This is a genomic window from Thalassospira sp. HJ (assembly GCF_000948415.1).
Classification (GTDB): Bacteria; Pseudomonadota; Alphaproteobacteria; order Rhodospirillales; family Thalassospiraceae; genus Thalassospira.
In genome coordinates this window covers 74,240-97,776 of the sequence record NZ_JYII01000007.1, presented here as the reverse complement: position 1 = coordinate 97,776, position 23,537 = coordinate 74,240, and the positions used below count along the sequence as shown (strand labels likewise).

Below are 23,537 nucleotides of genomic sequence, written 5' to 3'. Positions count from 1 at the left end.
CGTGTCGACGCCATTACTGGTTCTTCGCGATAATCGGGTGCATGCTCAAGGATCGTTTCATTGCCCAGTAATGCCTGCGTGATCGGGACATCTGTTCGTGCACGGGGAATTGACCGGCGGAATGCGGCATCTGGGTCATATTTCAAAGGTACGGCAAATAGTGCACTGCCATCCTTGCCCCGGACCGCAAAAAGCCATTCACCTGTTTGACCAAGCCCGGTCACGTCCTCCGCTAGATCAAGAATAAACGCCGCCGAAAAATCAACGGCCAAATACCCGACATGGGTGCTACCGATTTCCAGCTTACGAACGCTACGTACAAGCAGATCTTCCTCACGCAGCAGAAAGATGGAATTTTGGTCGTCATCTGCGAGGGTTGTGTTTATCTGCACCCGCAAGCGGCCAGAAGATGCCACCGGCCGCCCATAAATATCAAACACTGTAATATTGCGGATAGCCGCCACATAGCTGTTGGCGTCATCAAGAGATTGATTGATCGAAACCAACGCTGCCGGGCTTTGTTTTTCCTGATAGGCAAATAGTTGTCGGCGAAGTTCGGTGCGACTGGCAATCAGAGAAGTATTGTCTTCAATGCGTTCAACTGCTGTCAAAAGTCGCTTTTTGGCCAATTCTGAAATGGCAGCAAGATTTTCGGCAACCTGTTGACGATATTGACCTGCACTATGGATGTGCAAGGTCAAAACCGACAAAACCAACGGCGCTGCTGAAAGCACCATAAAACAAGCCATCAATACATGTTTCAAACGCATCAATTTGGTCCGTAGGCCTTCACTTGGCAAATCGCGTTTTGCGAATACCCGTATACTATACCAAAATATAGCACCCAAGCGCAAAGCAAGGAACCTTATACCAATGGAGAAGCCATCATCCAGCACCAGATAGAGAGACTGAGCCCAACCGGCATCAACAAGAAAAGCCGCCCCATTGTAAACGGGACGGCTTTGCAAGGTGATCCTTGATATCACGAACATCAAGAACCACCAACATTACGTGCTCAACGAGTACAGTATTTCATCAAGCGGACTATGAGCCTAAAGCATTATCCAACCTCGGTCAGTTGTATGTGCATTCCGTACAAGCATTGTTTTTACAATATCCAGGAAGACAAACTGGCGGATTCATTTCCTTAGGTATTTCTTTCCAAACAATGCACATATAATCTAGAACCTCAATGCTTCCAGAACATGTGATTTTATCCAGACACTGGCTACTAGAAATGGTTTCAAACTGCCACATCTCTCCAAAAGATGTATCTGAAACAGACCCAAAATTACATTGAACCTCAAACCCATTTTTTATTTCAGTGGTAGATGCCGATGACCAACTACTTGTCTGCGAAAAAGTAAGCCCTGCTTCTGCACTAACTTTTCCACCACCTAATATTGGAAGCTCACCACTTTCAATCTTTGTGGTAATACTCTGCCCGTAACTATCAGTTTTTTCCCAACTATCCGTAGTACTTACGCCTCTAGAGACAGTGGCCGACAAGCTTCCACATGCATTTCCGAAACAGGTTTGTTTCTGCTTCCACTGCCCATAGACATTGGTCGCACCCGGCGCAGGAACATATTCGGAAAACCAGCACTCCTTGCTTTTTAACCGCGCAGGATCAATACCAAATTGAGAGTTTGTGCAAGCAAACGGCTTTGAAGAAGGCGTCCTCATCAAACGCTGCGTCCAACTGTCATCTATACCATATCGGACGAAGACAGGCCGATCGGTGACAGTACAAGTCGCCCCTTCCGTCGCGCACTTTTTGAATGCGTTCTGAATTTCCTGTACGACTGGCCCAACCTGGCAAACCTTTTTTATATTCGGCGCAGGATCAAACCCCTGCCCCATCTCTGCGATGTTACAGGTGAGTTTTTGCTTACTATTTACCGTTCGGTAATACCACTGCCCACCTGCAGCCCCAACGAAACCGAACCGGACCCATACGTTTCGGGCAGAAACATCAACATTAAACTGCTCTCCTTCTTTTGCCACTTCCCTATAATCGGTCCCGTCAAGCCCCCCATACACGGTACCTGTCGTATAATCACAGAACTTTGGAACCCCAGGATTTGGGTCCCCCAAAACATTATTCCAACAGGTAATTTCAATTGGTTTCACGCTCTTAAAAACGTAGAAGAAATAGCTCCCCTCTGCTCCATAACGAAAAGTTACCACTTTGTCCGGTTCGTTGATGCGGCACGTCTGTAAATAAGGAATGGGAAGTTCTCTTGCGCAATTCACCCAGTTTGCCGCAGCCTCTTCGAGTACGCCGTCAGCGGTTCTTGTTATTCCATCTTTTAACAGAACAGGCTCCGCTTTTACCTCACCTCCAAAAAGGAGGATACCAAGCACAAACACCGTAAAGCACCGAGCAGCCAAACTCCGTACAAATTCATCGAAAATATTAGTCATTTTCCCTCCTGCAGAATGTGCGGTTTTGATCCTGATATTCGCCCCCAAAAGACATTCAAGATTTTTATATTAGGAAAATGCTTATATATCGTTATGGTAGTATTTGGTAGGAAAATTTCACCATGGACTGATTTAAAATGGGACATCCCCTCTTTGAAGTAGTATTGAACCGGTTTAACTAAACAGCGGAAATGATTATGCCTAACCTACTCCGCTATAAATCAACGCTCCCACACAAATAAAAAGCCGCCCATCATGACCGAGGGCGGCTTTGTTCTGTTTGGCAAGATTACCGAAACTAGCGTTTCTTTTTCTTGTTGGCATAGGGGTTGTCACTGCTGCGAAGGTAAATACGGATCGGAACGCCCGGCATGTCGAAATCTTCGCGCAACCCATTGATCAGATAGCGCGTATAGCTTTCGGGCAGTTCAGCCGCCTTGGAGCAGTTGATAAAGAAGCTTGGCGGACGCGATTTCGCCTGGGTCATGTAGCGCAGGCGAATACGACGCCCGGAAATGACCGGCGGCAGATGGCGCTCGGTCGTGGCTTCGAGCCAGCGGTTAAGCTGCGAGGTTGGGATGCGGCGGCTCCAGATATCGTGGATATCAAGAACCGTTGGCATCAAACGATCCGTGCCGCGCCCGGTAAGGGCCGAGAAGGTCAGAACCGGAATACCTTTGGCTTGGGCAAAGGAAACATCAAGCTTGTCACGCAGGTCCTGCATGACACCAGCCTTGTCCTTGATTGCATCCCACTTATTCACTGCAATGATCAATGCACGGCCTTCTTCGAGCACCATACGCGCAATGGTCAAATCCTGCTTATCAAGCGTGTTGGTCGCATCGATCATCAGGACCACGACCTGCGCATAGCGGATCACGCGCAGCGTATCGGCAACCGAAAGCTTCTCGACACGGTCATCGATCTTCTTCTTGCGGCGCATACCAGCAGTATCGACCAGACGGATCGGACGCCCTTCATAGGACCAGTCAACGGCAATCGAATCACGGGTAAGGCCAGCCTGCGGGCCGGTCATGACGCGTTCTTCGCCCAGAAGCTGGTTCAGAAGGGTTGATTTACCGGCATTCGGGCGACCAACGATGGCGAGCTGGATTTTCGAATTGTCGCGCGTACCATCGACAATCAATTCACCGTCTTCGTCTTCATCATCTTCGCTGAATTCGATTTCATAGGACGGGAAAACCTCGCCCTCGTCATCGGCAAAGCCATCCGGATCGATCAGATCGTCGATATCATCGTCTTCGTCGTCACTGGTGGCTTCTGCCTCTTCACGGGCATGCTGCTTGGCGACGCGTTCGCGGTCTTTCCATTCTTCCCAGTGCGGTTCAAGAATGTCATAGAGCAACTCGATACCAAGGCCATGCTCGGCCGAGATCGGCGCAACATCGCCAAGACCAAGACCATAGGCCTCATAAAGGCCCGGATCCTGATCCTTGCCTTCGTGCTTGTTGGCAATGACATAGACCGGTTTTTTGCGCTTGCGCAACCAGTCGGCAAAGTGGTTATCAAGCGGCGTCAGACCGGCACGGGCATCAATCAGGAACAGCGCAACGTCGCATTCCTCGAACGCCTTTTCACTTTGCTGGCGCATCATGCCTTCGACGGAATCATCAAACGCTTCTTCAAGGCCAGCGGTATCGATGACGTCAAAGGACATATGGCCAAGGCGGCCCTTGCCGTAACGACGGTCACGGGTCACGCCGGGCTGATCGTCCACAAGTGCCAGCTTTTTGCCGACCAGACGGTTAAACAGGGTCGACTTCCCGACATTGGGGCGACCGATAATGGCAACTTTCAGCGACATCTGATTTTCAGACTCTCGTTATAAAAGGCGTTATGCGCCGCGGGCATTCGGGCCCACGGCGCATCGCAAAAACCTGCAAGGAAACCTTGCGAAAACTGTGTTCGTTCCTGACCGATCAGCGATATGCGATTAGATCGGCATCCGCAGTCAGGAAGTAAAGGCTGTCACCGGCAACAGATGGCGGCAAGGTGATCGGGCCGGATACTTCATCCATTCCCAGAATGTCACCGCTATAAGGGGAAACAGTCATTACTTCGCCCTGCTCGTTACCAACGATCAACCTGTCACCGGCCAGAACCGGCCCTGTCCAGACAATCGGGCCTTCCTGATCCTCGGGATCGGTATAACGGGGCAGAACGGTGACCCATTTAACCTGTCCGGTCTTCCGACGCAAGGCAATCAAGTCATTTGTATTGGTTAGCAGGTATACATATTCGCCGGCTACCCATGGTGACTGGATGCCACCGGCCTCCAATTCCCAGACACGATAGCCTGTACGCAGGTCAATCGCCGTCGTAAGACCGGAGTTGCTTGTCGCAATCACCAGATCATTATCAATCACCGGCAGGCCACGAATATCAGCGATTGCCGACACCGCATCGGTACGACCGGCAGCCGCCAGCGCATCCGACCAGATCACCTGACCGTTTTCCACGCGAAGGGCATAAAGCTCACCCGTGGAATAGGCCGAAATCACAACGCCCTGATCAACTGCGGGGCTGGCACCACCGATAAAGGATGCGCCTTCGGCTGCACCACGGTGACTCCAAAGCGTTTCACCGGTCCGCGCATTAAAAGCAACAGTCTGGTTATCAATGGTAATGGCAAAGACGCGCCCCCCGCGAACGGTCGGTGCAGAACGCATCGGTGCACTGACCTGCTGACGCCATAGAACCGTGGCACTTGGTGCATCAATCGCGATGATTTCAGCAAAGCCCGTCGTGGCATAGATGACACCGGCTTCATAAGCCAGACCACCGCCCAAAAGGGTGCTGTCTTCTTCGTCTTCGGGTGCCAGTTCAAGCGACCAGATGCGCTTGCCCGAGGTCGCGGCATAGGCGCGCACTTCGGCAGAGGCATCAATGGTAAAGATCACACCACGGGCAACAATCGCCTGATTGAGCAGAAGGTTGTCATCCATCGACCCTTCGCCGATATCAATCGACCAGTCCTGCTCAAGGACTTCGTTATCAAGGGCAACGTGATGCAACGCGTGGCTCGGATAGCCGCCATTCTGCGGCCAATCGACCATCGGTTCGGGTTCGGGCAGGATCACGCGCTGATCACTTAGCGCCACATCAGGCTGAACCGTGCTTTGCAGGGCAAGGACAGAAATACGCTCGCCCGGAAGCGGCGGATCTTCCGCCTCGCCAAGCCAACCAGAACACCCTGCCAAAAGGCCCGTCAGGCCCATTACGCACAGAAGTGACTTAATACCGCGTGTGGTCAAAACCCTATCCCCTGAAAAAGCTCACGTCATGTGGATCGCAGATCGCGATCCGTTGGTGTCTGGGTGACGTTAGGCACCAACAGCCTTGAGAATTTCACTTGCGCGTGCACGCATGCCCTGCGGCGCACTGCTATCGTCTGCGATCTCGGTCAGAAGCGGCTTGGCGGCCTCGACCTCGCCACCGGCGATGTGCAGAAGTGCGATCATTTCACGTACCGAGTAATACCATGCATTTTCCGGCACCGCGATCGGCTCCAGACGGGCAATCAGGTCCGATGCATTGCCGGCACTCGCGCTGTTCATTGCGATCTGCACCACGGCAAGGTCACGGTAAACCTGCTCAATGTCGGAATTACCGGCAATGGCTTCGAGTTCGGTAATCGCAGACGGAACCGCATCAGCGCGCAGATAAACAGCTGCCTTCTGGAAATGGCCAAGAGCGACAAAGTCGGCATTGCCATCGGCAATGATCGCATCAAGGGCGGCCAGTGCGGCGTCCTGATCGGTTGCGCTGTCCTGTGCAAGTTCGACAGCATTGGCAAGACGGGTACCGTTTTCAATGCTGGTGCTGCTCTCATAGGTTTTCCAGCCTTCACGACCGGCAACACCCAGAACGATGGCCGCTGCAACGCCGATCACGTATTTCCCGTATTTGCGCCACAGCTCTTCGCTGCGTTCACGCTTCAGGTCTTCTTCGACTTCCTGGAAAATATCAACCACGAAAACGGCTCCAATCCGGTCACAATAAAGCGGGCAACCTGCCCGCTTATCTGAAAAAATTCTGGCAAGGATTTAACGCGCCAGCGGGTACAGGGTCAAGTCTGCTCGACACCAATCCGGTCATTCCTATGATTATTTTCACCCGCCCCTGAAATAAGCGGGCGCGCAACATCACAAATGCAGGTGCTATCAGCCCGATATGGCCCAATTCGGGCAACCTCATCCCGACGGGAAAGAATTGCCTGCCAGCTAAAGAAATCACCCGCAAGATCGACCGTTTTAAACCGCTTTGAAAGCTTTGCCGGGCAGCATCACAAACGCACACGCGGGTCGTGACATTGCCAAAACCGGCTGGAAACATGGCGATGGAATGCCATATGGCCTTTTATGGACGGCGCACCTGCGGTTCGGCACAGGGCTTGCTTATATGTCTTGCAAGGGAACAGATTTGAACTTGTCATCGGTCATAATTGCCCGGTGCGCGGACGGAGACCACAATGAAACGTCGCGAGATTGCACATACCAAGGCCTCAAAACGGCGCATTATCCGACAGCGTATCCTTGCCGGGCTGTTTGCCGCTGTCATGGGATCGACCGTTTCGGGTTGCAGCACGACGATGTCCGATATTGTCGGCACCAGCATCTTCACCGGTGGTGAATGGTATCTGGCCTTTGACGTGATCAGCATTGTGAACTCCGACAAGACCCTGATTGACCATGCGGTTTCGCTTTCGACCGGTCAGGATTGCTCGACCATCCGCAAGATTGACGGCAAATCCTATTGCAAAAAGGAACCCGTGCCGGAAACCCCGCTTTATTGCTATCGCTCGCTGGCGGCTGTCAGCTGCTACCGCACGCCGGACCCGTATAACACCGGATCGCAAACCGTGGATTGGCCGCCGACCCGTTCGCGCAGCCTGTAAACACGCACACTGTTTGGCGTGCTTTTCATCCATTGAAACTTGAGACATCGGTCAATCCGCGCTACCGTGTCACATGGTTGTCATCAAGCTCCCGGGCCGAAGATAATCACGGACACACGCTGGCGGAGTAACCCATGGGAACATTGTTCGATTTGGCGAAGTACCGCAAAGCCAAGAGCTTTGTGCATTTTGACCGGACTGAACTGATGAAACTCATGAACACCTATTCAAGACAGGTTGCCAGCGGTGCCTGGAAGGATTATGCCATCGACCATCTGGACGGGATGGCGATGTTTTCCATTTTCCGGTCCACCCACGAAACCCCACTTTTCACGATCATAAAATTGGGCAGCGAACACAAAAACGCCGGACAGTTTGTCGCCCTGCATAGTGGTGAGCGCATCAAACAAAGTTCCGATATCGTCAATGTGCTTGAAGCCATCGAAAAACGCGCCCGCAAGGTCGTCCCGCTCTTTAAAACAAATTCCTGATGGTTCCATAACGTGACTCGCCGCCCATCGGCCTGCCATTACGGCCGACATCCCCTTATCGCTCTCGTCCTGATCCTGCTTGCCTGTGTGCTGCTGCCCACAAGCGGCCAGACGGCTGGCATGAGCAAGGAATACCAGACCGGATATTACGCCTATCAGGCGGGTGATTATCGGCGGGCACAGTCCTTCTGGAAACTGGCGGCAGAGGAAGACGACCCTTACGCCCAATACGCGCTTGGCCTGATGTATTTTCGTGGTGATTTGGGCAAACCTGAATATGCCTTGGCGGCCGAACGGTTCATTCAGGCGGCAAATGCCAACCATGGTGGCGCGACCTATTATCTTGGTCTGCTGCACTTCAATGGCTATGGCCTGTCCTATGACCATTTTCGGGCCACCAAATATTTCAAACGCGCGCTTGAGATCGACCCGCATAACGGCAACGCCGCCTATATGATCGGCGTGCAGTATTTTCATGGGCGCGGTGTGCGTCAGAACTTTGTCGAAGCCGCCCACTATTTTGAAATCGCCGCAAACGAAAACATGCATGCCGGGCAGTTCATGTATGGTGCCCTGCTTGAACGTGGCTGGGGTGTCAAACAGAACTACGCCGATGCCTATTACTGGCTCAGACGTTCGGCACGCGGCACGATCACCTTCCCGACAGGTGCGGGCGAGGAAGAACCACTGGATCCGCATGCGGCCATTGCAGCCCTTGAACCGCGTCTGCGCCCCGAAGAAATCGCACGCGTCGATAAACGCCTTGCCGCCGAAAGCCTGCTGTAGGCTGACAACAACGGGTCCATTTCACATTTGAAGAGATTAGTGGTGGGTCTCTATGACCATGCCGCTTTTGACGACTTCGGTAATGGTCACACCAAGGTTTTCATCAACCACGACCAGCTCGCCGCGCGCCACCAGCCGGTTATTGACATAGATATCGACCGGCTCACCGACACGGCGGTCGAGCTCAAGCACGGCCCCGCGCGTCAGGCGCATCAATTGCGCGACCTGAATCTGGCTTTTGCCAATCACCGTTGATACGCGCACAGGCACATCATAAGCCGCCCCGATGTCCGAGGCACCCATGCGTACGCTAAACGGATCCTTATCGTCGTCAGCCATGATTTGCGAGCCATCCAGTCAAATCGAAAGAATCGAGAACCTTGTACTTTAAAGGTTAGCTTTGAAAAAAGTGTTAGCAAGCCCAATCTGTTGAAAATCGATATGGGCGGGCCGATGGCCCCTACTCTGCCCCGAATGTATCGACACAATTTTACTGTCGTTTTTTGTATTATTTTGACCTAAACAGATCGCAATTCCGGGCCATGCCCCAACCATGCCCACACAGTGATCCAACCAGAGTCAGGATGTTTCATGCCCTATGACCGCCAATGGGTGGCAGATGCCATCAGCACGATTGAAGCCGATTTCAACCGGTCTGCCGACACCCATCTGATCCGCCTTGATCTGCCCAAGCTTGGCGATATCGGGTTGTATTTGAAAGATGAGTCGACCCACCCGTCGGGCAGCCTGAAACACCGTCTGGCGCGTTCGCTGTTTTTGTATGGGCTGTGCAATGGCTGGATCACCAAGGACACCCCGATTATCGAGGCATCAAGTGGCTCGACCGCGGTGTCGGAAGCCTATTTTGCCAAGCTTCTGGGCCTGCGGTTCATTGCGGTGATGCCGAAATCGACATCGCAGCAGAAAATCGATCAGATCGCCTTTTATGGCGGCGAAAGCCATCTGGTTGACCATAGCGGCCAGATCTATGAGGAATCGCAACGTCTGGCGCGTGAACTGGGCGGTCATTACATGGACCAGTTCACCTATGCCGAACGCGCAACCGACTGGCGCGGCAATAACAACATCGCCGAAAGCATCTTTGATCAGCTCAAACGTGAAACCCATCCGGTCCCGCGCTGGGTCGTGGTTGGGGCTGGGACTGGTGGCACGTCATCGACTGTCGGGCGCTATATCCGTTATGGCCGAAGCCTTGGTCAGGGCTGCGAGCTCTGTGTTGCAGACCCGGAAAACTCGGTTTTCTATGATGGCTATGAAACCGGCGACTGTTCGGTCACCAACAACAAGGGATCACGCGTTGAAGGCATCGGCCGCCCCCGTGTGGAGCCCAGCTTCAACCCGACCGTGGTCGACCGGATGTATCGCATCCCCGATGCGGCGAGCTTTGCCGCCCTTTATTACCTTGAAAAGCATCTTGGACGGCGCTGTGGTGGTTCGACCGGCACCAACCTGATTGCCACCTTGTCACTTATTTCCGAAATGAAAACCGCCGGGCAATCGGGATCGGTTGTCACCCTGTTGTGCGATGGCGGGGATCGCTATTGCGATACCTATTACAATCCCGACTGGCTCAAGGCACAGAACATCGATCTGACACCCTGGACAGAGGCGCTTGCACGCTTTGATGAAACGGGTCTGTTTGACATGCCCCTTGATCAATGCAGCGGCTATGTCCGCCGTTCGGCGATCTGAGCTTCAGCCCCCAGCAAACACAAAAAAAGACGGGCGGTTAAACCGCCCGTCAGGCTATCAGGGGAGAACTTCACGAGGGAGGAGAGACAGTCCTTAGCCGTTAACCGCAATCTTGCGCGGCTCGGGCTTCTGTTCTGCTACCTTCGGAAGAGTAAGCACCAGAACACCGTTCTTGAACGATGCGGTAATGTTGTCTGCATCAATGGTGTCATTCAGGCGGAAGGACCGCTTGAAGCTGCCATAGCTGCGTTCGACGACATGGGCACCGTCCTTGCTTTCACGGCTGAATTTTTTCTCGCCGGTGATGGTCAGAACGCCGTCAAGCACTTCGACATCGACGTCATCCTGTTCAACGCCCGGGAGTTCGGCGGAAAGCTCATAGTGATCTTCGCCGTCATAGATGTCGATCTGCGGGCTGAGCCACGTTTTGGCGGCTTCGCCGTCTTCTGCCGGCGCCTTTGCCGAAGCAACGGCACGGTTACCAAAGATCGAACCGATCATGCGGTCGACATCACGGGAAAGTAGGGTGAAAGGATCACCATAAGTCGGTGCCGAAGACAGACGACGGGATCCATTAAGAGTCTGAAGACCAGTCATTATAGTACCCTCCATTACAGACGAGTAATCTTGCGCCATCAGTCCAGACCAGGCTGCAACCTTGACGCGTATCGGGACACCATGCCCCTTTCCGATCTTGAGATAGATCGGGTGAAAGTTTCCGCAAGTCTTGCCATGCATTTTTTTGAAATTTTTTCGCGTTTTTTACCGCTGCCGCATCCAAGCCATTCCATTTCCTGAAATAATTTGGCTGCGGACTGGCGAACAGGGCGCGCGCGCGATAGCTTCTTTTCATTGTTGATCGGGCCCTGCCCGTTTCCAGAACCAAGGAAGTTTTCCATGAGTACGCTTTTCACGCCCCTGAAGCTGGGGTCGCTTGAACTCGATAACCGCATCATCATTGCGCCCATGTGCCAGTATTCCGCCACCGATGGCAAAACAGCACCCTGGCATGACATGCATCTGGGCAATCTGGCGCAGTCGGGTGCCGGGCTTCTGATCATCGAAGCCACCGCTGTAGAACCCGCAGGCCGGATTACCTATGGCGATGTCGGCCTTTGGGATGACGAAACCGAAGCCGCCCTTGCCGGAACTCTGGCAGCCGTGCGCAGCCATTCCGACATGCCAATTGCCGTCCAGCTTGCCCATGCCGGGCGCAAGGCATCCTGCGAAAAGCCGTGGCTTGGTGCGCATGCGCTTTCACCCGATGATGAAAATGGCTGGCAGGTTGTTGCCCCATCGGCCATCCCGTTCAAGGAAGGCGACCCGGTTCCCGAAAGCCTGTCAAAGGCGCGGATTGCCGAAATCGTTTCGGCCTTTGCCGAAAGCGCAAAACGCTCTGTCCGGCTTGGCTTTGACGCCATCGAAATTCATGGCGCGCATGGTTACCTGCTGCATCAATTCATGTCACCGCATGCCAACAAGCGTGACGATGAATATGGCGGATCGTTTGAAAACCGCACCCGTATCGTTCTCGAAGTCTTTGACGCCATCCGTGCGGCCGTTGGCAAGGACTACCCGGTCGGCATTCGTATTTCCGCGACCGACTGGGTCGAGGATGGCTGGGATATCGAACAAAGCGTCGCCCTTGCCAAGCTGCTAGATGCGCGCGGATGCGACTTTATCCATATCTCGTCGGGTGGCCTGCATATCGAACAGAAAATCCCGCTCGGCCCGAACTATCAGGTGCCGTTTGCCGCACGCATCAAATCGGAAGTATCGATGCCAACGATTGCGGTTGGCCTGATCACCGAAGCCGAACAGGCCGAGGCCATCACCTTTACCGGGCAGGCCGATGCCATCGCCCTTGCACGCGGGATCCTCTATGATCCGCGTTGGCCATGGCATGCAGCAGCAACCCTTGGCGCAGAGGTAAAAGCAGCCCCCCAATACCTTCGGTGCCAGCCGCGCAACCTGAAAAGTCTTTTTGGTTGAGTAGCTTATTATTTAAGCCGAAATAAAACTAACCCAAAGCATAGGTGCCTTGACTTGCGTCAAGGCACCTTTCTGACCCCACAGGTACTTTTCGCAAAATACAGAACGATTCTAAATCAACCGGACTGCTTCAATTCCGGTGATACTGGACGGATAAGCGCGAAATGCCTGGACGATTTCCTATACTACTGGGGCTATTCCTGCTGCTTGGCATGCAGGTCAAGGCTGCCGAAATTCAGATTTCGACAGAAAACACGACATCACATTTTCAGACTGTCGTGCTGCAGAACTATGCCGCAGCTTTGAATGCAGACATCCCGGCCCACCATTTCGACGTTGTCCATTCCGCCCGTGCATTTAACGACCGTGACGTTGCCGAAGCCGTTTCAACCGCCCGGGTCGCCATTGCCGCCCCCGGCGTCTGGCACCTTGGACAATATAGCAGCGATCTCAACGCCCTTTTATTGCCGAGCCTGATGGGCCTTGGCGCAGAGGATGTGCGCAAGTTGGTAGACGGCCCGGTCGGTCAGGCGCTTGACGCATCGCTAGAAGAACAGCTTAACGTCAAGGTCATCGGTAAATGGCTCGATCTGGGGCCAGCACATATTTTCACCCGCAACAAACCCGTTGCCAGTTTTGACGACCTTAAGGGCCTGCGCATTCGTTATGCCGGTGGGGACGCCAATGCGCTTCGTCTGGCCGCCCTTGGTGCCGTCCCGGTTCTGATCCCCTGGCCCAACGTGTCCGAGGCACTTGATCGCGGTGAGATTGACGGGCTTCTTACCACCAGCAGCACAGTGGTTAGCGCATCCTTGTGGGAACATGGCCTGACCCATGTGTTTCTGAGCCACTCCTATTATCCGTTCTATGTGCCGCTGATTTCCGGTGACATCTGGAAACGTCTTTCGGAGACACAACGCAAGGCCATTACTGATAATTGGGAAGACATGATCGGCGCCGGTCGCAAACTGGCCGTCAGCCATCAGGAAAGCTCGATGGCACTGCTGCGTGAAAACGGCATCATCGTCACGGCCCCAAGCGATCAGGAACGCGAAGCGGTCCGGCGTAATCTGGCAAGTCACCAGCGCGACATGGCGCGTGAAATCGGCATTTCCGATCAGATGCTTGATATCCTTGCACAGCATGGGGGCGACTGATCGTGACACCGGCCCGTCGCAAACACCATGACTGGCGCCAAATTCTTGGCGAAGAGTTCCTCAGCATCTTTTTGTCGATCGGATTGCTGGTGGGCGTCCTGTTCATGCTTGCCAGTCAGACCGTCACGGAACATCGCATTGCCTCGCAAAAGGCGCTGGATACCGCCGCATTCGGCATTTCAACCTATGCCGATAGCCTGTCGGCCATCCTGACCAAGGCCGATAGTGTCGCACTGCTGGCAGCACGCAGGTTGTCAGACACCGATACCATGCCCGTCCCGCTGCAAAAGCAGATGACCGCGATTGTCCAGGATGACAGCGACATCACCGGCTTCATTCACATCCTTGAAACGGGCGTCGTTTCCGAAAGCTTTACCTTTCAGAACATCACCGAAAAGATGCTCGATACCGACGTCATCCTGTCACGTCATCGCGATGCCTGGATCGAACCGGCCTTTTTGCAATCCGGGGAACTGGGGCTGAAAGCCAATGAAATTGCCACCGAACGTGGTATCTGGCGCGCTGATGGCAGCTTTGCCGGTATTGTGATTATTCTGGTGTCGGTCGGAAGCCCCTATGAAAACACCCCGCTTGAGAAATTCCTGACCGAGGCGAAAATTCGCGTCGCCGGCGCAAACAGCGAAAACATCCTGACCAACCAATATGCGCTCGCCGATACAGTCATTGATTGGGTGGAGGCACCGGCCGAAACCGCATACTGGCAAACCTATCACGGCGATGAGGCCTTACATTCTGAAATGGCCCGCATCCGCGATGATATCGTTCTGTCGCATGCCAACCTGCCCGGCTTGCCGCTTAAGGTCTATATGCAGATATCGACCGACCGGTTCTTTGAGGCGTATCGTTCGACGCAGCGCAACGCCATCATTGCTTCGATCGTTATTGTCGCGGTCGCGGGTGTGTTGCTGTTGCGCATCCGACTGGACCGGCAAACAAAACGCAGTGATGAACGAAAGCGCCGCGCCCTTGATCAACGCCTGCAATTCGCGCTCGACACTGCGGGTCAGGGACTGTGGGATTGGAACATCACCGAGGGGCGCGGATATTTCTCTGACAGTTTCTATCGGTTGCTTGATATCGAAAATGATGACGACAAGATCGATGTCACAGATCTGCGCCAGCGCATTCATTCCGATGATCGGCGCGCGTTTAACAAGGCGCTCAATGCCCATCTTGCCGGGCAAACACCGTCATTCGAGGTTGATGCCCGCATCCAGATTGGTGATCGCGATCATTGGGAATGGTTTACCCATAGCGGATCGGTCACCGAACGCGACAAGTTCAACAATCCGGTGCGCGTGATCGGATTGCTCAAGAACATCCATCATCAGAAGCTGCATAACCTCAGCCTTGAATTCGAAGCGTTTCATGATCCGCTGACCGGCCTTCTCAACCGGACGGCTCTTGAAGACCGTATTGCACGGACGCATGCCAAAACCGTGCGCGATGGCGCCCCCTATTCACTGGTGATGATCGATATCGACCATTTCAAACATGTGAATGACACCTATGGCCACAATACCGGTGACCTTGTCTTGCAGCATGTCACCAGCACGGCTGCCAACGCGCTACGCTTTGAAGAGGAAACCCTGTTCTTCCGACTTGGCGGCGAGGAATTTGTCGTCCTGTTGCCCGATACCGAAGGTGAAGGCGCGCGGTTTGTCGCCGAACGTATTCGTGAGCGGATCGAAAAATCCCCGACCAAGCTTGCAGATACCATCATCCCGGTCACTGTCAGTGCGGGTATTGCGTCCTATCGCCTTGGCGAGACGCCCGAGGAAATCCTTAAACGTGCTGACCATGCGCTGTATCAGGCCAAGGAAAACGGCCGCAATCAAAGTTGCCTTGAATAGGCAAACAGCTTCTTTTCGAACTGGCAAACCGAAACAAAAAAGGCCCCGCGATTGCGGGGCCTTTCCTGTAGCGTGAAGGTCGGTTGGGGTAAGGCTTAGAAGCCCATGCCACCCATGCCGCCCATACCACCCATGCCGCCCATGTCAGGCGCGCCGCCAGCCGACTTCTCTTCCGGCTTTTCGGCGATCATGCATTCGGTGGTGATCAGCAGACCTGCGACCGATGCTGCGTCCTGCAGGGCAGTACGAACAACTTTGGCCGGGTCGATGATGCCAGCTTTGATCAGGTTGGTGTATTCGCCCTTCTGAGCGTCATAACCGAACTCTACGTCGTCCTGCTCAAGCAGTTTGCCAGCAACAACCGCGCCGTCTACGCCAGCGTTGGTTGCAATCTGACGAACCGGTGCCTGCAGGGCACGGCGAACGATGTCAACACCGATGGTCTGGTCGTGGTTTTCACCTTCGAGACCTTCGAGTGCCTTGACGGAGTACAGCAGAGCGGTACCACCACCAGCAACAATGCCTTCTTCAACAGCAGCGCGGGTTGCGTGCAGGGCATCGTCAACGCGGTCTTTGCGTTCTTTCACTTCGATTTCAGAAGCGCCACCGATTTTGATCACTGCAACGCCGCCTGCGAGTTTCGCGAGACGTTCCTGCAGTTTTTCACGATCGTAGTCAGAGGAGGTTTCTTCGATCTGGGCGCGGATCTGGCCGACGCGTGCTTCGATCTGTGCTTTCTCACCAGCACCATCAACGATGGTGGTTTCTTCTTTGGTGATGGTAACCGATTTCGCGGTACCCAGCATGTCGACGGTAACGTTTTCCAGCTTGATGCCGAGATCTTCGGAGACAACCTGACCACCGGTGAGGATGGCGATGTCTTCGAGCATGGCTTTACGACGGTCGCCGAAGCCCGGTGCTTTAACAGCAGCGATTTTCAGACCACCGCGCAGCTTGTTGACAACCAGGGTTGCCAGTGCTTCGCCTTCGATGTCTTCAGCAATGATCAGAAGCGGCTTGCCGGACTGAACGACCGACTCAAGCAGCGGAAGGATCGGCTGAAGCGAGGAGATTTTCTTGTCGAACAGCAGGATGTACGGAGCATCCATTTCTGCGACCATTTTCTCCGGGTTGGTTACGAAGTACGGGGACAGGTAACCACGGTCGAACTGCATGCCTTCGACAACGTCGAGTTCGGTGTGCAGGCCCTTGGCTTCCTCAACGGTGATAACGCCTTCGTTGCCAACTTTTTCCATGGCTTCAGCGATCATGTCGCCAACTTCACGGTCACCGTTAGCAGAGATGTTACCAACCTGTGCGATCTCGTCGCGACCGGCAACTTTACGTGCACGGCTCTGGATGGATTCGATCACTTTGGAAGTTGCGAGGTCGATGCCGCGCTTCAGGTCCATCGGGTTCATGCCGGCAGCAACGGACTTGTTGCCTTCACGAACGATTGCCTGTGCCAAAACGGTTGCGGTCGTGGTGCCGTCACCAGCCAGATCGGCGGTTTTCGACGCGACTTCGCGAACCATCTGTGCGCCCATGTTTTCGAACTTGTCGGTCAGCTCGATTTCTTTGGCGACCGAAACACCGTCCTTGGTCACGCGCGGTGCGCCAAAGGACTTTTCGATAACAACGTTACGGCCTTTCGGGCCAAGCGTTACCTTGACAGCGTCTGCCAGGATGTCGACACCGCGCAGCATTTTGGCGCGTGCGTCGGTGGAGAATTTTACTTCTTTAGCAGCCATAATATTCTTTCCTCTCTATGAGACGGATGAACGTGGACTTAAGTCACCCAAAGGGCTGACTTATTCCATGATGCCCATGATGTCGGATTCTTTCATGATCAACAGTTCTTCGCCGTCAACCTTGACTTCGGTGCCCGACCATTTGCCAAACAGGACTTTGTCACCTGCTTTGACGTCGAGGGCTGCAACCGAGCCATCGTCTTTGCGAACGCCAGAACCAACAGCGACGACTTCGCCTTCCTGCGGTTTTTCTTTGGCGGTATCCGGAATAATGATGCCACCGGCAGTCTTGGTGTCGGACTCGACACGACGTACCAGGACGCGATCATGCAGCGGACGGAACTTCATTTTAGACAACTCCGTGTTTAAGCTAAGGCTCGTTAATAACTAAGACTAACCGGGATGAGCCCGTATTAGCACTCACCCCCGGCGAGTGCTAACAGCATTTATTGGAGTGCCTGTCCAAAGTCAATAGGGAGATCAAAAAAGACGCAGAAATGTCACGATTTTTGCCAATTTTCGTCTGTGCAGCGCAGCAAAAACACGCCGTGTTTTTAAGACGGGCCGATCAGAACATTTTCAGTTCCGCGACGCAACCCCGAGGACACGCATTTGCAAAAGCCTCAAGACACGTGCCCTTTTAAAGGTTGCCTTTCAAATCCCTAGGAAAGGATGTCTTTCACGGCTAAGGTTCACACAGAAATCGCAATTCCACCCGAACCCGCTACCTGCGTAATTACCACCGGATTGCAACAATGTCGTGCCGTAGAAGCCCTTCGACCCCAATTTTCGGCCATTACAATAACGGCTGCCGCCCGACATTCGGCCGCGTGGCCAGCCTTGTGATTGCGTTTTGCGCCCTGCTCCCCGCGATCAGTGCAAACGCGTTGGCCGATGAAGTCGATTATCAGTGCCCTCAAAAAATCGCATATGTCGAAAACGAACCGATGTCGCAAAAGGCGATTGTAATCCTGCAAAAGGTCTATGCCGATCTCGGCTGCCCGCTTCAGGCCGTCAAACTGCCCGGGCGTCGCGGCCCCTTGCATTTCAACGAAGGGCTGGTGGATGGTGAATTGCTGCGTGCGATTCCCGCTGAAAAGAACTATGCGCGCGCCTTTGTCCGCTCATCCGTACCCTTGCGCGAAATTTCAAACCGGCTGTGGCGCAACCCGAATGACGATGATCCGCAAACACCGATTGCCTTTACCCTTGGTGTGGCCTGGCAGGAAAAGTTCGCCAAAACAAACACCGACAAAACCGGTGTCCCGACCAAGCCGATGATGTTTAACACCGAACTGTATGAGGCCTATGCCAATGGCCGCATCACGCGCTTCCTGGCGGCAGATACCAATATCGATGACATGATCGCAAAGGACATCCTGGGCGATACCCCGGCCCCGGTGATTGAGGAAACCATTTCCGTCTTGCCGCTTTTTCACTATCTCGGCGCGGAATATGCCCCCTTCATGACGAAGTTTTCCGAACTGGTCGCCAAAACCGATCCGTTCCGTTCGCCACAGGCTGAATGATCAGATCGCTCAAGCGATTGCTGCGGCGAAGTCATCCTTGGTATCGACATCAATCAGGGCACCGGACTAGCCCACCGCTTTGACATGCTGGCCTTGGCATAGCAATGGTCCACGTACTCTTCACCTTAAAAATAAACACATATTTCTATTGTTGTACTCTTGAGGACGGACCTTGCCGTTCCAATCTAAAATCAAGACAAGTATCTGATTTGGCGCTCGAAAGCAGTACAGACGACCATGGTTTTCAGACGACGAACGCAAGCCTTAATCTGTGTGCTGGCAGTTTTACTGCCCGGCCTTGCGCATGCCCAGCAAGCAAACGACTGCCCGAAACAACTGGGCAGTGTGAGTAATGATCGACTGGCAACGGCCGTCACAAAGGTGATGATCGACATTTACGAAAAGCTCGGCTGTCCGATCCGGGTTGAAACCATGCCGGGCCGTCGCGGCTTTATCGCGTTTAACGAGGGGCAAGTGGATGGCGAGATGTTTCGTTTTCCGGTTGCTGCCCAATATTATTCCCGTGCCTTCGTTCAGTCCGAAGTCCCGTTACTTGAAATTTCAAACAGCCTCTGGGCGGCACCGGGAAGCAAGCTTCATTCCGACGGACCAACCGGTTACGTGATCGGACTGGCGTGGCAGGAACAATATCTTGCCAATACCCCGGACGAGACCAAAAGCGGCCATCGCGATGTCGATGACGTCATATCCCACTACAATATGGGCACCTTCGACCGCTTCCTTGCCGAAGACGAAACCATCCGCCTTGCCATCGCAAACGGTGCATTTGCCAAGGGCCAGGAACCGGTCCAACTCGAAGCCGTCAAGGTCGGCGCGCTTTATCATTTCCTCGGCGCTGAATTCGCCCCCTTCATGAACCGCCTGTCGCAATATCTCACCGATCACCCGCCATTTGAACGCAGCGGTGCGATGTAACGCCGACGCACTGCAAATACGCAAATGCAATAAGCCGTTTCATCTGCTATCCATTAGCCAAGTGAAATCGCTCAACCTGCGCAAGGCGGCACCGATGCAAATTGAATCCCTGGAAATCCCGGACATCAAAATGATCTTCCCAAAGAAGTTTGGCGATGAACGGGGCTTTTTCTCGGAAACCTACAATATGGAAGCCTTTGCCAAGGCGGGGATTGATCATCAGTTTGTGCAGGACAATCACTCGCTCTCACAAGCTGTAGGCGTTCTTCGGGGATTGCACTTCCAGTGCCCCCCTTATGCTCAGCATAAATTGATCAGGGTCCCAAAGGGTCGCATTCTTGATATCGCCGTTGATATCCGAAAAGGTTCCAAGACTTTCGGGAAATGGGTTGCGGCCGAGGTCAGCGCAGAAGAATGGAACCAGATGTTTGTGCCTGCCGGCTTCGCACACGGCTTTGTCACGTTGGAACCAGATACCGAAGTCAATTACAAGGTATCGGCCCCCTACGCACCGGAAAGCGAACGCGCCATCAAGTGGAATGACCCGGAGCTCGCCATTGATTGGCCCTTTAGCGAAGCCGAGGTGATTGTTTCAGAAAAAGACGCCACTGCGATGAGCTTTGCGAACTATTGCGAAAATCCGGTGTTTTAAACCCGATCACAAAAGATCATAGGTCCGAAGAACCGTCTGCAGATACGCCTTGTAGGAACTTGCACCAAACTCGTTCATCAGGGTTTCAAACTGCGTGACCGAGATTAGGCCTTTTCGAAGCGCGATTTCTTCCGGACAGGCAATTTTCAGGCTTTGACGACTTTCCACCGTGCGCACGAAATTCGCTGCATCCAGCATCGCGGCGTGCGTTCCGGTATCAAGCCACGCATAGCCACGACCCATTCTTTCGACCTTAAGCGTGCCACGTTCGAGATAGGCCTTGTTCACATCGGTAATCTCAAGCTCGCCGCGCTTTGATGGTTTGATTGATTTGGCGATATCGACCACGTCTGAGTCATAGAAATACAATCCGGTCACCGCAAAGTTCGATTTGGGGTGTGCCGGTTTTTCCTCGATATCAAGTGCGACACCATCCCGGTCAAACTCGACCACACCGTATCGTTCGGGATCCTGAACGTAATAGGCAAATACGGTTGCGCCCACCGATTGATCCATCGCACTTCGCAACAAATCGGTCAGGTTATGACCGAAATAGATATTGTCGCCCAAAATCAGACAGCACGGGTCATTCCCGATAAAGTCCGCACCAACGATAAATGCATCGGCAAGACCACGCGGTTCCGGCTGCACCGCATATTCAAGATTGATGCCCCATTTCGAGCCATCACCAAGTAGATCCTTGAACAGCGGCACATCGCGCGGTGTGCTGATAATCAGAATATCCTTGATACCTGCCAGCATCAGCGTCGTCAGCGGATAGTAGATCATCGGCTTGTCATAGACAGGCTGCAACTGCTTGGAGACAACCAGTGTCGATGGATGCAAACGCGACCCGGTGCCGCCTGCCAGAATGATCCCCTTACGCATCGAACTTCTCCCTTGGAAGATTCTCAATAACCGCGCTCAAGCTTTCCTCGACGGTTGGCAACTGTATCGCGAATGCGTCGACAAAGCGCTGGCTGGACATCACCGAATATTTGGGCCGCTCTGCGACCGTCGGATATTCCGACGACGGCACCGGTGTGATGCGACAGTTCGTGCCCTTCCATTCCGCACCCCAGACCTGTGATCCGACCTTTTGGATATGATTGGCAAATTCAAACCATGTTTGCGGCTGATCGGACGACAGATGATACGTGCCGAACTTATCAAAATCCTTCGCAACGGCCATTTCGCAGAGCTTCATAATAGCCCGCGCCAGATCATGGGCACTGGTCGGACACCCGGTCTGGTCATTCACGACACGAATTTCGTCTCGTAGCGCCATAAGATGAAGCATCGTCTTGACGAAGTTTTTCCCGAACGGGCTGAAGACCCAGGACGTGCGAACAATCAGATGCTTTTCGTTGGCTTCTCTGACGGCAACTTCGCCCGCATATTTGCTCTCGCCATATACGCCCAACGGCGAGACCGGGTCTTGCTCCGTATAGGGCTTTGATGCCTGCCCATCGAACACGTAATCCGTTGAAACATGGATCAGCGGGACGGAGCGTTTTGCAAGCGCCTCTGCCATAGCACGTACAGCATCGCGATTGACCTTGAACGCGATATCACGCTGTTCCTCGGCCAGATCAACTGCGGTGTATGCCGCGGCGTTGATCACGATATCGGGTTGCACGCGGTTGATAACCGGCTCTATCTGGCGGGCATCCTCAAGGTCACATTCATCCCTGCCGACAAAAACCAGCTCGGCACTTGGAAACTCATCCCCGCACTTGGCAAGGCAACTGGCCAGCTGACCGGTTTTTCCAAACACCAGGATTTTAGGCATCGGCTTGCCCCTTGGCACTGCCCAGACGTTCGCCGGCATATTTGGTTTTCAAGATCGGCTCCCACCATGCACGGTTATTCACATACCATTCGACGGTCTGCTTCAGGCCGGTTTCGAAATCATATTGCGGCGCCCACCCCAGTTCGGTCTGCATTTTGGTTGGATCGATGGCATATCGCCAATCATGCCCCGGGCGGTCTTTCACATAGGTCACCGCATCATCGAAACTTTTAAAAACGATGCCCGGCACGATGTCGCGCACCGTATCGAAGATCCGTTTGACGACGTCTATATTGGTCAACTCGTTACAACCACCAACATTGTATTTCTCGCCCAACCGACCTTCCGTCAGGATTTTAACCAAGGCCTCGGCATGGTCTTCGACATGCAGCCAATCGCGGGTATTAAGTCCCTCGCCGTAAACGGGAAGCTGCTTGCCATGCAACAGGTTAAGACACATCAACGGAATAAGCTTTTCCGGAAACTGGAACGGCCCGTAATTGTTCGAGCAATTGCTGATCACAACCGGCAGCCCATAGGTGTGATACCACGCCAGCACCAAATGATCGGAGCTCGCTTTGCTTGCCGAATAAGGTGAGGTCGGCGCATAAGCCGTTTCTTCGGTAAACAGTCCTTCACTGCCAAGCGATCCATAGACCTCATCTGTCGAGATATGATGGAAACGGAACTTTGATTTCCTGTCCGCAGGCAGCTTATCGAAATAACCGCGCGCGACTTCAAGCAAGGTGAAGGTGCCCACCACATTGGTCTGAATGAAATCACCCGGCCCGTCGATAGAACGATCAACATGGCTTTCAGCGGCCAGATGCATCACCGCATCGGGCTGAAACGTATCAAACAGCTTGATGATAGCGTCCCGGTTGCAGATATCCTGATGGGCAAAATGATAATTGTCCTGCGACGAAATCGACGCCAGTGTTCTCAGATCGCCAGCATATGTCAGCTTGTCGATATTAAGGACTTCATAGCCCTTCAATCCGGTCATAAGCCGACAAACAGCAGATCCGATAAACCCTGCACCGCCCGTCACGATAACTTTCATTCTGCTCTCATCGAAAATTGGTGACGTTGGTTCAAAGCCACAATTAGGGTACTTCGCTAAATTTTCGACTGCATGGCCCCACGGACAGCGTTTGACCTCAACCTCGCGCCCACCGTTGACTCAACAATCTTTTCTTTTATTCTTCCAATATTATCTGATTTTGAAACGTAAATACTTTGTATTTTTGCCATTCGTGTAAGTTGATTTTTATTCAATTTGCTTTTTTCGAGTATATCCATACCTACGTCTCTATTGGGCGCGGAAATAACCCTATTAAGTATTGCACCTAAATCATCTGATGCATTCTCGTTTTTCAAAGTTTTCTTTGAACGAATTTCTTTTCCAGGTTTTAGCTTTGGAATTTTAGCCAAAAATTCCTTCAACTGAGCTTCGTCCGCCTCCTCGATAAGAGTCGCAATCCGCCGTAAAATCTCCGCTGCGAGATCGGGTTTCAAA

The 23,537-nt window shown here is 53.3% G+C and carries 23 protein-coding genes; 10 read left to right on the top strand and 13 right to left on the bottom strand.

Going from position 1 to position 23,537, the window contains the following annotated elements; genetic code table 11:
- Nucleotides 1–1,074: 1,074 nt before the first annotated feature.
- The 4 genes from UF64_RS04430 to UF64_RS04415 form a co-directional block, all read right to left on the bottom strand.
- Nucleotides 1,075–2,427: a hypothetical protein gene (locus tag UF64_RS04430; RefSeq protein ID WP_044827420.1), complete on the bottom strand. Its 1,353-nt coding sequence runs from the start codon at nucleotides 2,425–2,427 to the stop codon at nucleotides 1,075–1,077.
- Between the two features lie 298 nt (nucleotides 2,428–2,725).
- Entirely contained in the window at nucleotides 2,726–4,252 is a 1,527-nt protein-coding gene (der, locus tag UF64_RS04425) for a ribosome biogenesis GTPase Der (RefSeq protein WP_044827419.1), read from the bottom strand.
- A gap of 115 nt (nucleotides 4,253–4,367) precedes the next feature.
- Complete coding sequence (locus tag UF64_RS04420) at nucleotides 4,368–5,702, bottom strand: PQQ-like beta-propeller repeat protein (protein WP_235284958.1); 1,335 nt, start codon at nucleotides 5,700–5,702, stop codon at nucleotides 4,368–4,370.
- Nucleotides 5,703–5,771: 69 nt separating this feature from the next.
- The gene (locus UF64_RS04415; protein WP_044827417.1) at nucleotides 5,772–6,422 is read right to left on the bottom strand and encodes a tetratricopeptide repeat protein; all 651 of its coding nucleotides are present in this window, start codon (nucleotides 6,420–6,422) and stop codon (nucleotides 5,772–5,774) included.
- Between the two features lie 497 nt (nucleotides 6,423–6,919).
- Here UF64_RS04415 and UF64_RS04410 point away from each other — a divergent pair, with 497 nt between their 5' ends.
- From UF64_RS04410 to UF64_RS04400, 3 genes are all read left to right on the top strand, one after another.
- The gene (locus UF64_RS04410) at nucleotides 6,920–7,345 is read left to right on the top strand and encodes a hypothetical protein (protein ID WP_044827416.1); all 426 of its coding nucleotides are present in this window, start codon (nucleotides 6,920–6,922) and stop codon (nucleotides 7,343–7,345) included.
- A gap of 134 nt (nucleotides 7,346–7,479) precedes the next feature.
- Nucleotides 7,480–7,836, top strand: coding sequence for a DUF2794 domain-containing protein (locus UF64_RS04405; RefSeq protein ID WP_044827415.1), 357 nt, complete (start codon nucleotides 7,480–7,482; stop codon nucleotides 7,834–7,836).
- A gap of 12 nt (nucleotides 7,837–7,848) precedes the next feature.
- On the top strand, nucleotides 7,849–8,622 hold the full coding sequence (locus UF64_RS04400; RefSeq protein WP_235284957.1) for a tetratricopeptide repeat protein: 774 nt from the start codon (nucleotides 7,849–7,851) through the stop codon (nucleotides 8,620–8,622).
- A 36-nt stretch (nucleotides 8,623–8,658) separates the two neighbouring features.
- Here the strand turns inward: UF64_RS04400 and fliN are convergent, their stop codons facing one another.
- The gene (gene fliN, locus UF64_RS04395) at nucleotides 8,659–8,961 is read right to left on the bottom strand and encodes a flagellar motor switch protein FliN (RefSeq protein WP_040823589.1); all 303 of its coding nucleotides are present in this window, start codon (nucleotides 8,959–8,961) and stop codon (nucleotides 8,659–8,661) included.
- Between the two features lie 252 nt (nucleotides 8,962–9,213).
- Between fliN and UF64_RS04390 the strand changes: the two genes are divergently transcribed.
- Nucleotides 9,214–10,335, top strand: a complete 1,122-nt coding sequence (locus UF64_RS04390) for a PLP-dependent cysteine synthase family protein (RefSeq protein ID WP_044827414.1) — start codon at nucleotides 9,214–9,216, stop codon at nucleotides 10,333–10,335.
- 93 nt (nucleotides 10,336–10,428) lie between these two features.
- Here UF64_RS04390 and UF64_RS04385 read toward each other — a convergent pair whose 3' ends face one another.
- Together UF64_RS04385 and UF64_RS04380 are read right to left on the bottom strand one after the other, a co-directional pair.
- Nucleotides 10,429–10,932, bottom strand: a complete 504-nt coding sequence (locus UF64_RS04385; protein ID WP_044827413.1) for an Hsp20/alpha crystallin family protein — start codon at nucleotides 10,930–10,932, stop codon at nucleotides 10,429–10,431.
- Between the two features lie 38 nt (nucleotides 10,933–10,970).
- Nucleotides 10,971–11,234, bottom strand: coding sequence for a hypothetical protein (locus tag UF64_RS04380; RefSeq protein ID WP_044827412.1), 264 nt, complete (start codon nucleotides 11,232–11,234; stop codon nucleotides 10,971–10,973).
- Between UF64_RS04380 and UF64_RS04375 the strand changes: the two genes are divergently transcribed.
- The 3 genes from UF64_RS04375 to UF64_RS04365 all read left to right on the top strand — a co-directional run bounded on the left by UF64_RS04375 (nucleotide 11,233) and on the right by UF64_RS04365 (nucleotide 15,358).
- Nucleotides 11,233–12,327, top strand: coding sequence for an NADH:flavin oxidoreductase/NADH oxidase (locus UF64_RS04375; protein ID WP_044827411.1), 1,095 nt, complete (start codon nucleotides 11,233–11,235; stop codon nucleotides 12,325–12,327). The two genes, UF64_RS04380 and UF64_RS04375, sit on opposite strands and share 2 nt — an antisense overlap.
- Before the next feature lie 164 nt (nucleotides 12,328–12,491).
- The gene (dctP, locus tag UF64_RS04370) at nucleotides 12,492–13,484 is read left to right on the top strand and encodes a TRAP transporter substrate-binding protein DctP (protein WP_082049523.1); all 993 of its coding nucleotides are present in this window, start codon (nucleotides 12,492–12,494) and stop codon (nucleotides 13,482–13,484) included.
- Nucleotides 13,485–13,486: 2 nt separating this feature from the next.
- Entirely contained in the window at nucleotides 13,487–15,358 is a 1,872-nt protein-coding gene (locus UF64_RS04365) for a sensor domain-containing diguanylate cyclase (RefSeq protein WP_044827410.1), read from the top strand.
- A gap of 95 nt (nucleotides 15,359–15,453) precedes the next feature.
- On the opposite strand, the gene groL is transcribed toward UF64_RS04365, so the two are convergent.
- The gene (gene groL / locus UF64_RS04360; RefSeq protein ID WP_044827409.1) at nucleotides 15,454–17,109 is read right to left on the bottom strand and encodes a chaperonin GroEL; all 1,656 of its coding nucleotides are present in this window, start codon (nucleotides 17,107–17,109) and stop codon (nucleotides 15,454–15,456) included.
- Nucleotides 17,110–17,169: 60 nt separating this feature from the next.
- Nucleotides 17,170–17,457: a co-chaperone GroES gene (gene groES, locus UF64_RS04355; RefSeq protein ID WP_044827408.1), complete on the bottom strand. Its 288-nt coding sequence runs from the start codon at nucleotides 17,455–17,457 to the stop codon at nucleotides 17,170–17,172.
- A gap of 482 nt (nucleotides 17,458–17,939) precedes the next feature.
- On the opposite strand from groES, the gene UF64_RS04350 reads away from it, so the two are divergent.
- From UF64_RS04350 to rfbC, 3 genes are all read left to right on the top strand, one after another.
- The gene (locus UF64_RS04350) at nucleotides 17,940–18,638 is read left to right on the top strand and encodes a hypothetical protein (RefSeq protein ID WP_044827407.1); all 699 of its coding nucleotides are present in this window, start codon (nucleotides 17,940–17,942) and stop codon (nucleotides 18,636–18,638) included.
- A gap of 345 nt (nucleotides 18,639–18,983) precedes the next feature.
- On the top strand, nucleotides 18,984–19,574 hold the full coding sequence (locus UF64_RS04345) for a hypothetical protein (RefSeq protein ID WP_152630600.1): 591 nt from the start codon (nucleotides 18,984–18,986) through the stop codon (nucleotides 19,572–19,574).
- A 94-nt stretch (nucleotides 19,575–19,668) separates the two neighbouring features.
- On the top strand, nucleotides 19,669–20,226 hold the full coding sequence (gene rfbC / locus UF64_RS04340) for a dTDP-4-dehydrorhamnose 3,5-epimerase (RefSeq protein WP_044827515.1): 558 nt from the start codon (nucleotides 19,669–19,671) through the stop codon (nucleotides 20,224–20,226).
- A 6-nt stretch (nucleotides 20,227–20,232) separates the two neighbouring features.
- Here rfbC and rfbA read toward each other — a convergent pair whose 3' ends face one another.
- From rfbA to UF64_RS04320, 4 genes are read right to left on the bottom strand one after another with little or no spacing between them, the layout of a single operon-like run.
- Complete coding sequence (gene rfbA / locus UF64_RS04335; protein ID WP_044827405.1) at nucleotides 20,233–21,114, bottom strand: glucose-1-phosphate thymidylyltransferase RfbA; 882 nt, start codon at nucleotides 21,112–21,114, stop codon at nucleotides 20,233–20,235.
- Nucleotides 21,107–22,018 carry a dTDP-4-dehydrorhamnose reductase gene (gene rfbD / locus UF64_RS04330; RefSeq protein WP_044827404.1) on the bottom strand — a complete coding sequence of 304 codons (912 nt, stop codon included), beginning with the start codon at nucleotides 22,016–22,018 and terminating at the stop codon, nucleotides 21,107–21,109. Before rfbD ends, rfbA begins: the two co-directional genes overlap by 8 nt.
- A complete protein-coding gene (gene rfbB / locus UF64_RS04325) occupies nucleotides 22,011–23,081 on the bottom strand; it encodes a dTDP-glucose 4,6-dehydratase (protein ID WP_044827403.1) in 1,071 nt (356 codons plus the stop codon). Before rfbB ends, rfbD begins: the two co-directional genes overlap by 8 nt.
- Nucleotides 23,082–23,137: 56 nt before the next feature.
- The gene (locus UF64_RS04320; protein ID WP_044827402.1) at nucleotides 23,138–23,536 is read right to left on the bottom strand and encodes a hypothetical protein; all 399 of its coding nucleotides are present in this window, start codon (nucleotides 23,534–23,536) and stop codon (nucleotides 23,138–23,140) included.
- Nucleotide 23,537 lies beyond the last annotated feature (1 nt).

Bases quoted from the DNA above. Each gene is read 5' to 3' on its own strand.
- UF64_RS04430 (WP_044827420.1), bottom strand. From the start codon at position 2,427: ATGACTAATATTTTCGATGAATTTGTACGGAGTTTGGCTGCTCGGTGC.
- der (WP_044827419.1), bottom strand. From the start codon at position 4,252: ATGTCGCTGAAAGTTGCCATTATCGGTCGCCCCAATGTCGGGAAGTCG.
- UF64_RS04410 (WP_044827416.1), top strand. From the start codon at position 6,920: ATGAAACGTCGCGAGATTGCACATACCAAGGCCTCAAAACGGCGCATT.
- UF64_RS04405 (WP_044827415.1), top strand. From the start codon at position 7,480: ATGGGAACATTGTTCGATTTGGCGAAGTACCGCAAAGCCAAGAGCTTT.
- fliN (WP_040823589.1), bottom strand. From the start codon at position 8,961: ATGGCTGACGACGATAAGGATCCGTTTAGCGTACGCATGGGTGCCTCG.
- UF64_RS04390 (WP_044827414.1), top strand. From the start codon at position 9,214: ATGCCCTATGACCGCCAATGGGTGGCAGATGCCATCAGCACGATTGAA.
- UF64_RS04385 (WP_044827413.1), bottom strand. From the start codon at position 10,932: ATGACTGGTCTTCAGACTCTTAATGGATCCCGTCGTCTGTCTTCGGCA.
- UF64_RS04375 (WP_044827411.1), top strand. From the start codon at position 11,233: ATGAGTACGCTTTTCACGCCCCTGAAGCTGGGGTCGCTTGAACTCGAT.
- UF64_RS04380 (WP_044827412.1), bottom strand. From the start codon at position 11,234: ATGGAAAACTTCCTTGGTTCTGGAAACGGGCAGGGCCCGATCAACAAT.
- dctP (WP_082049523.1), top strand. From the start codon at position 12,492: ATGCCTGGACGATTTCCTATACTACTGGGGCTATTCCTGCTGCTTGGC.
- groL (WP_044827409.1), bottom strand. From the start codon at position 17,109: ATGGCTGCTAAAGAAGTAAAATTCTCCACCGACGCACGCGCCAAAATG.
- groES (WP_044827408.1), bottom strand. From the start codon at position 17,457: ATGAAGTTCCGTCCGCTGCATGATCGCGTCCTGGTACGTCGTGTCGAG.
- rfbC (WP_044827515.1), top strand. From the start codon at position 19,669: ATGCAAATTGAATCCCTGGAAATCCCGGACATCAAAATGATCTTCCCA.
- rfbA (WP_044827405.1), bottom strand. From the start codon at position 21,114: ATGCGTAAGGGGATCATTCTGGCAGGCGGCACCGGGTCGCGTTTGCAT.
- rfbD (WP_044827404.1), bottom strand. From the start codon at position 22,018: ATGCCTAAAATCCTGGTGTTTGGAAAAACCGGTCAGCTGGCCAGTTGC.
- rfbB (WP_044827403.1), bottom strand. From the start codon at position 23,081: ATGAAAGTTATCGTGACGGGCGGTGCAGGGTTTATCGGATCTGCTGTT.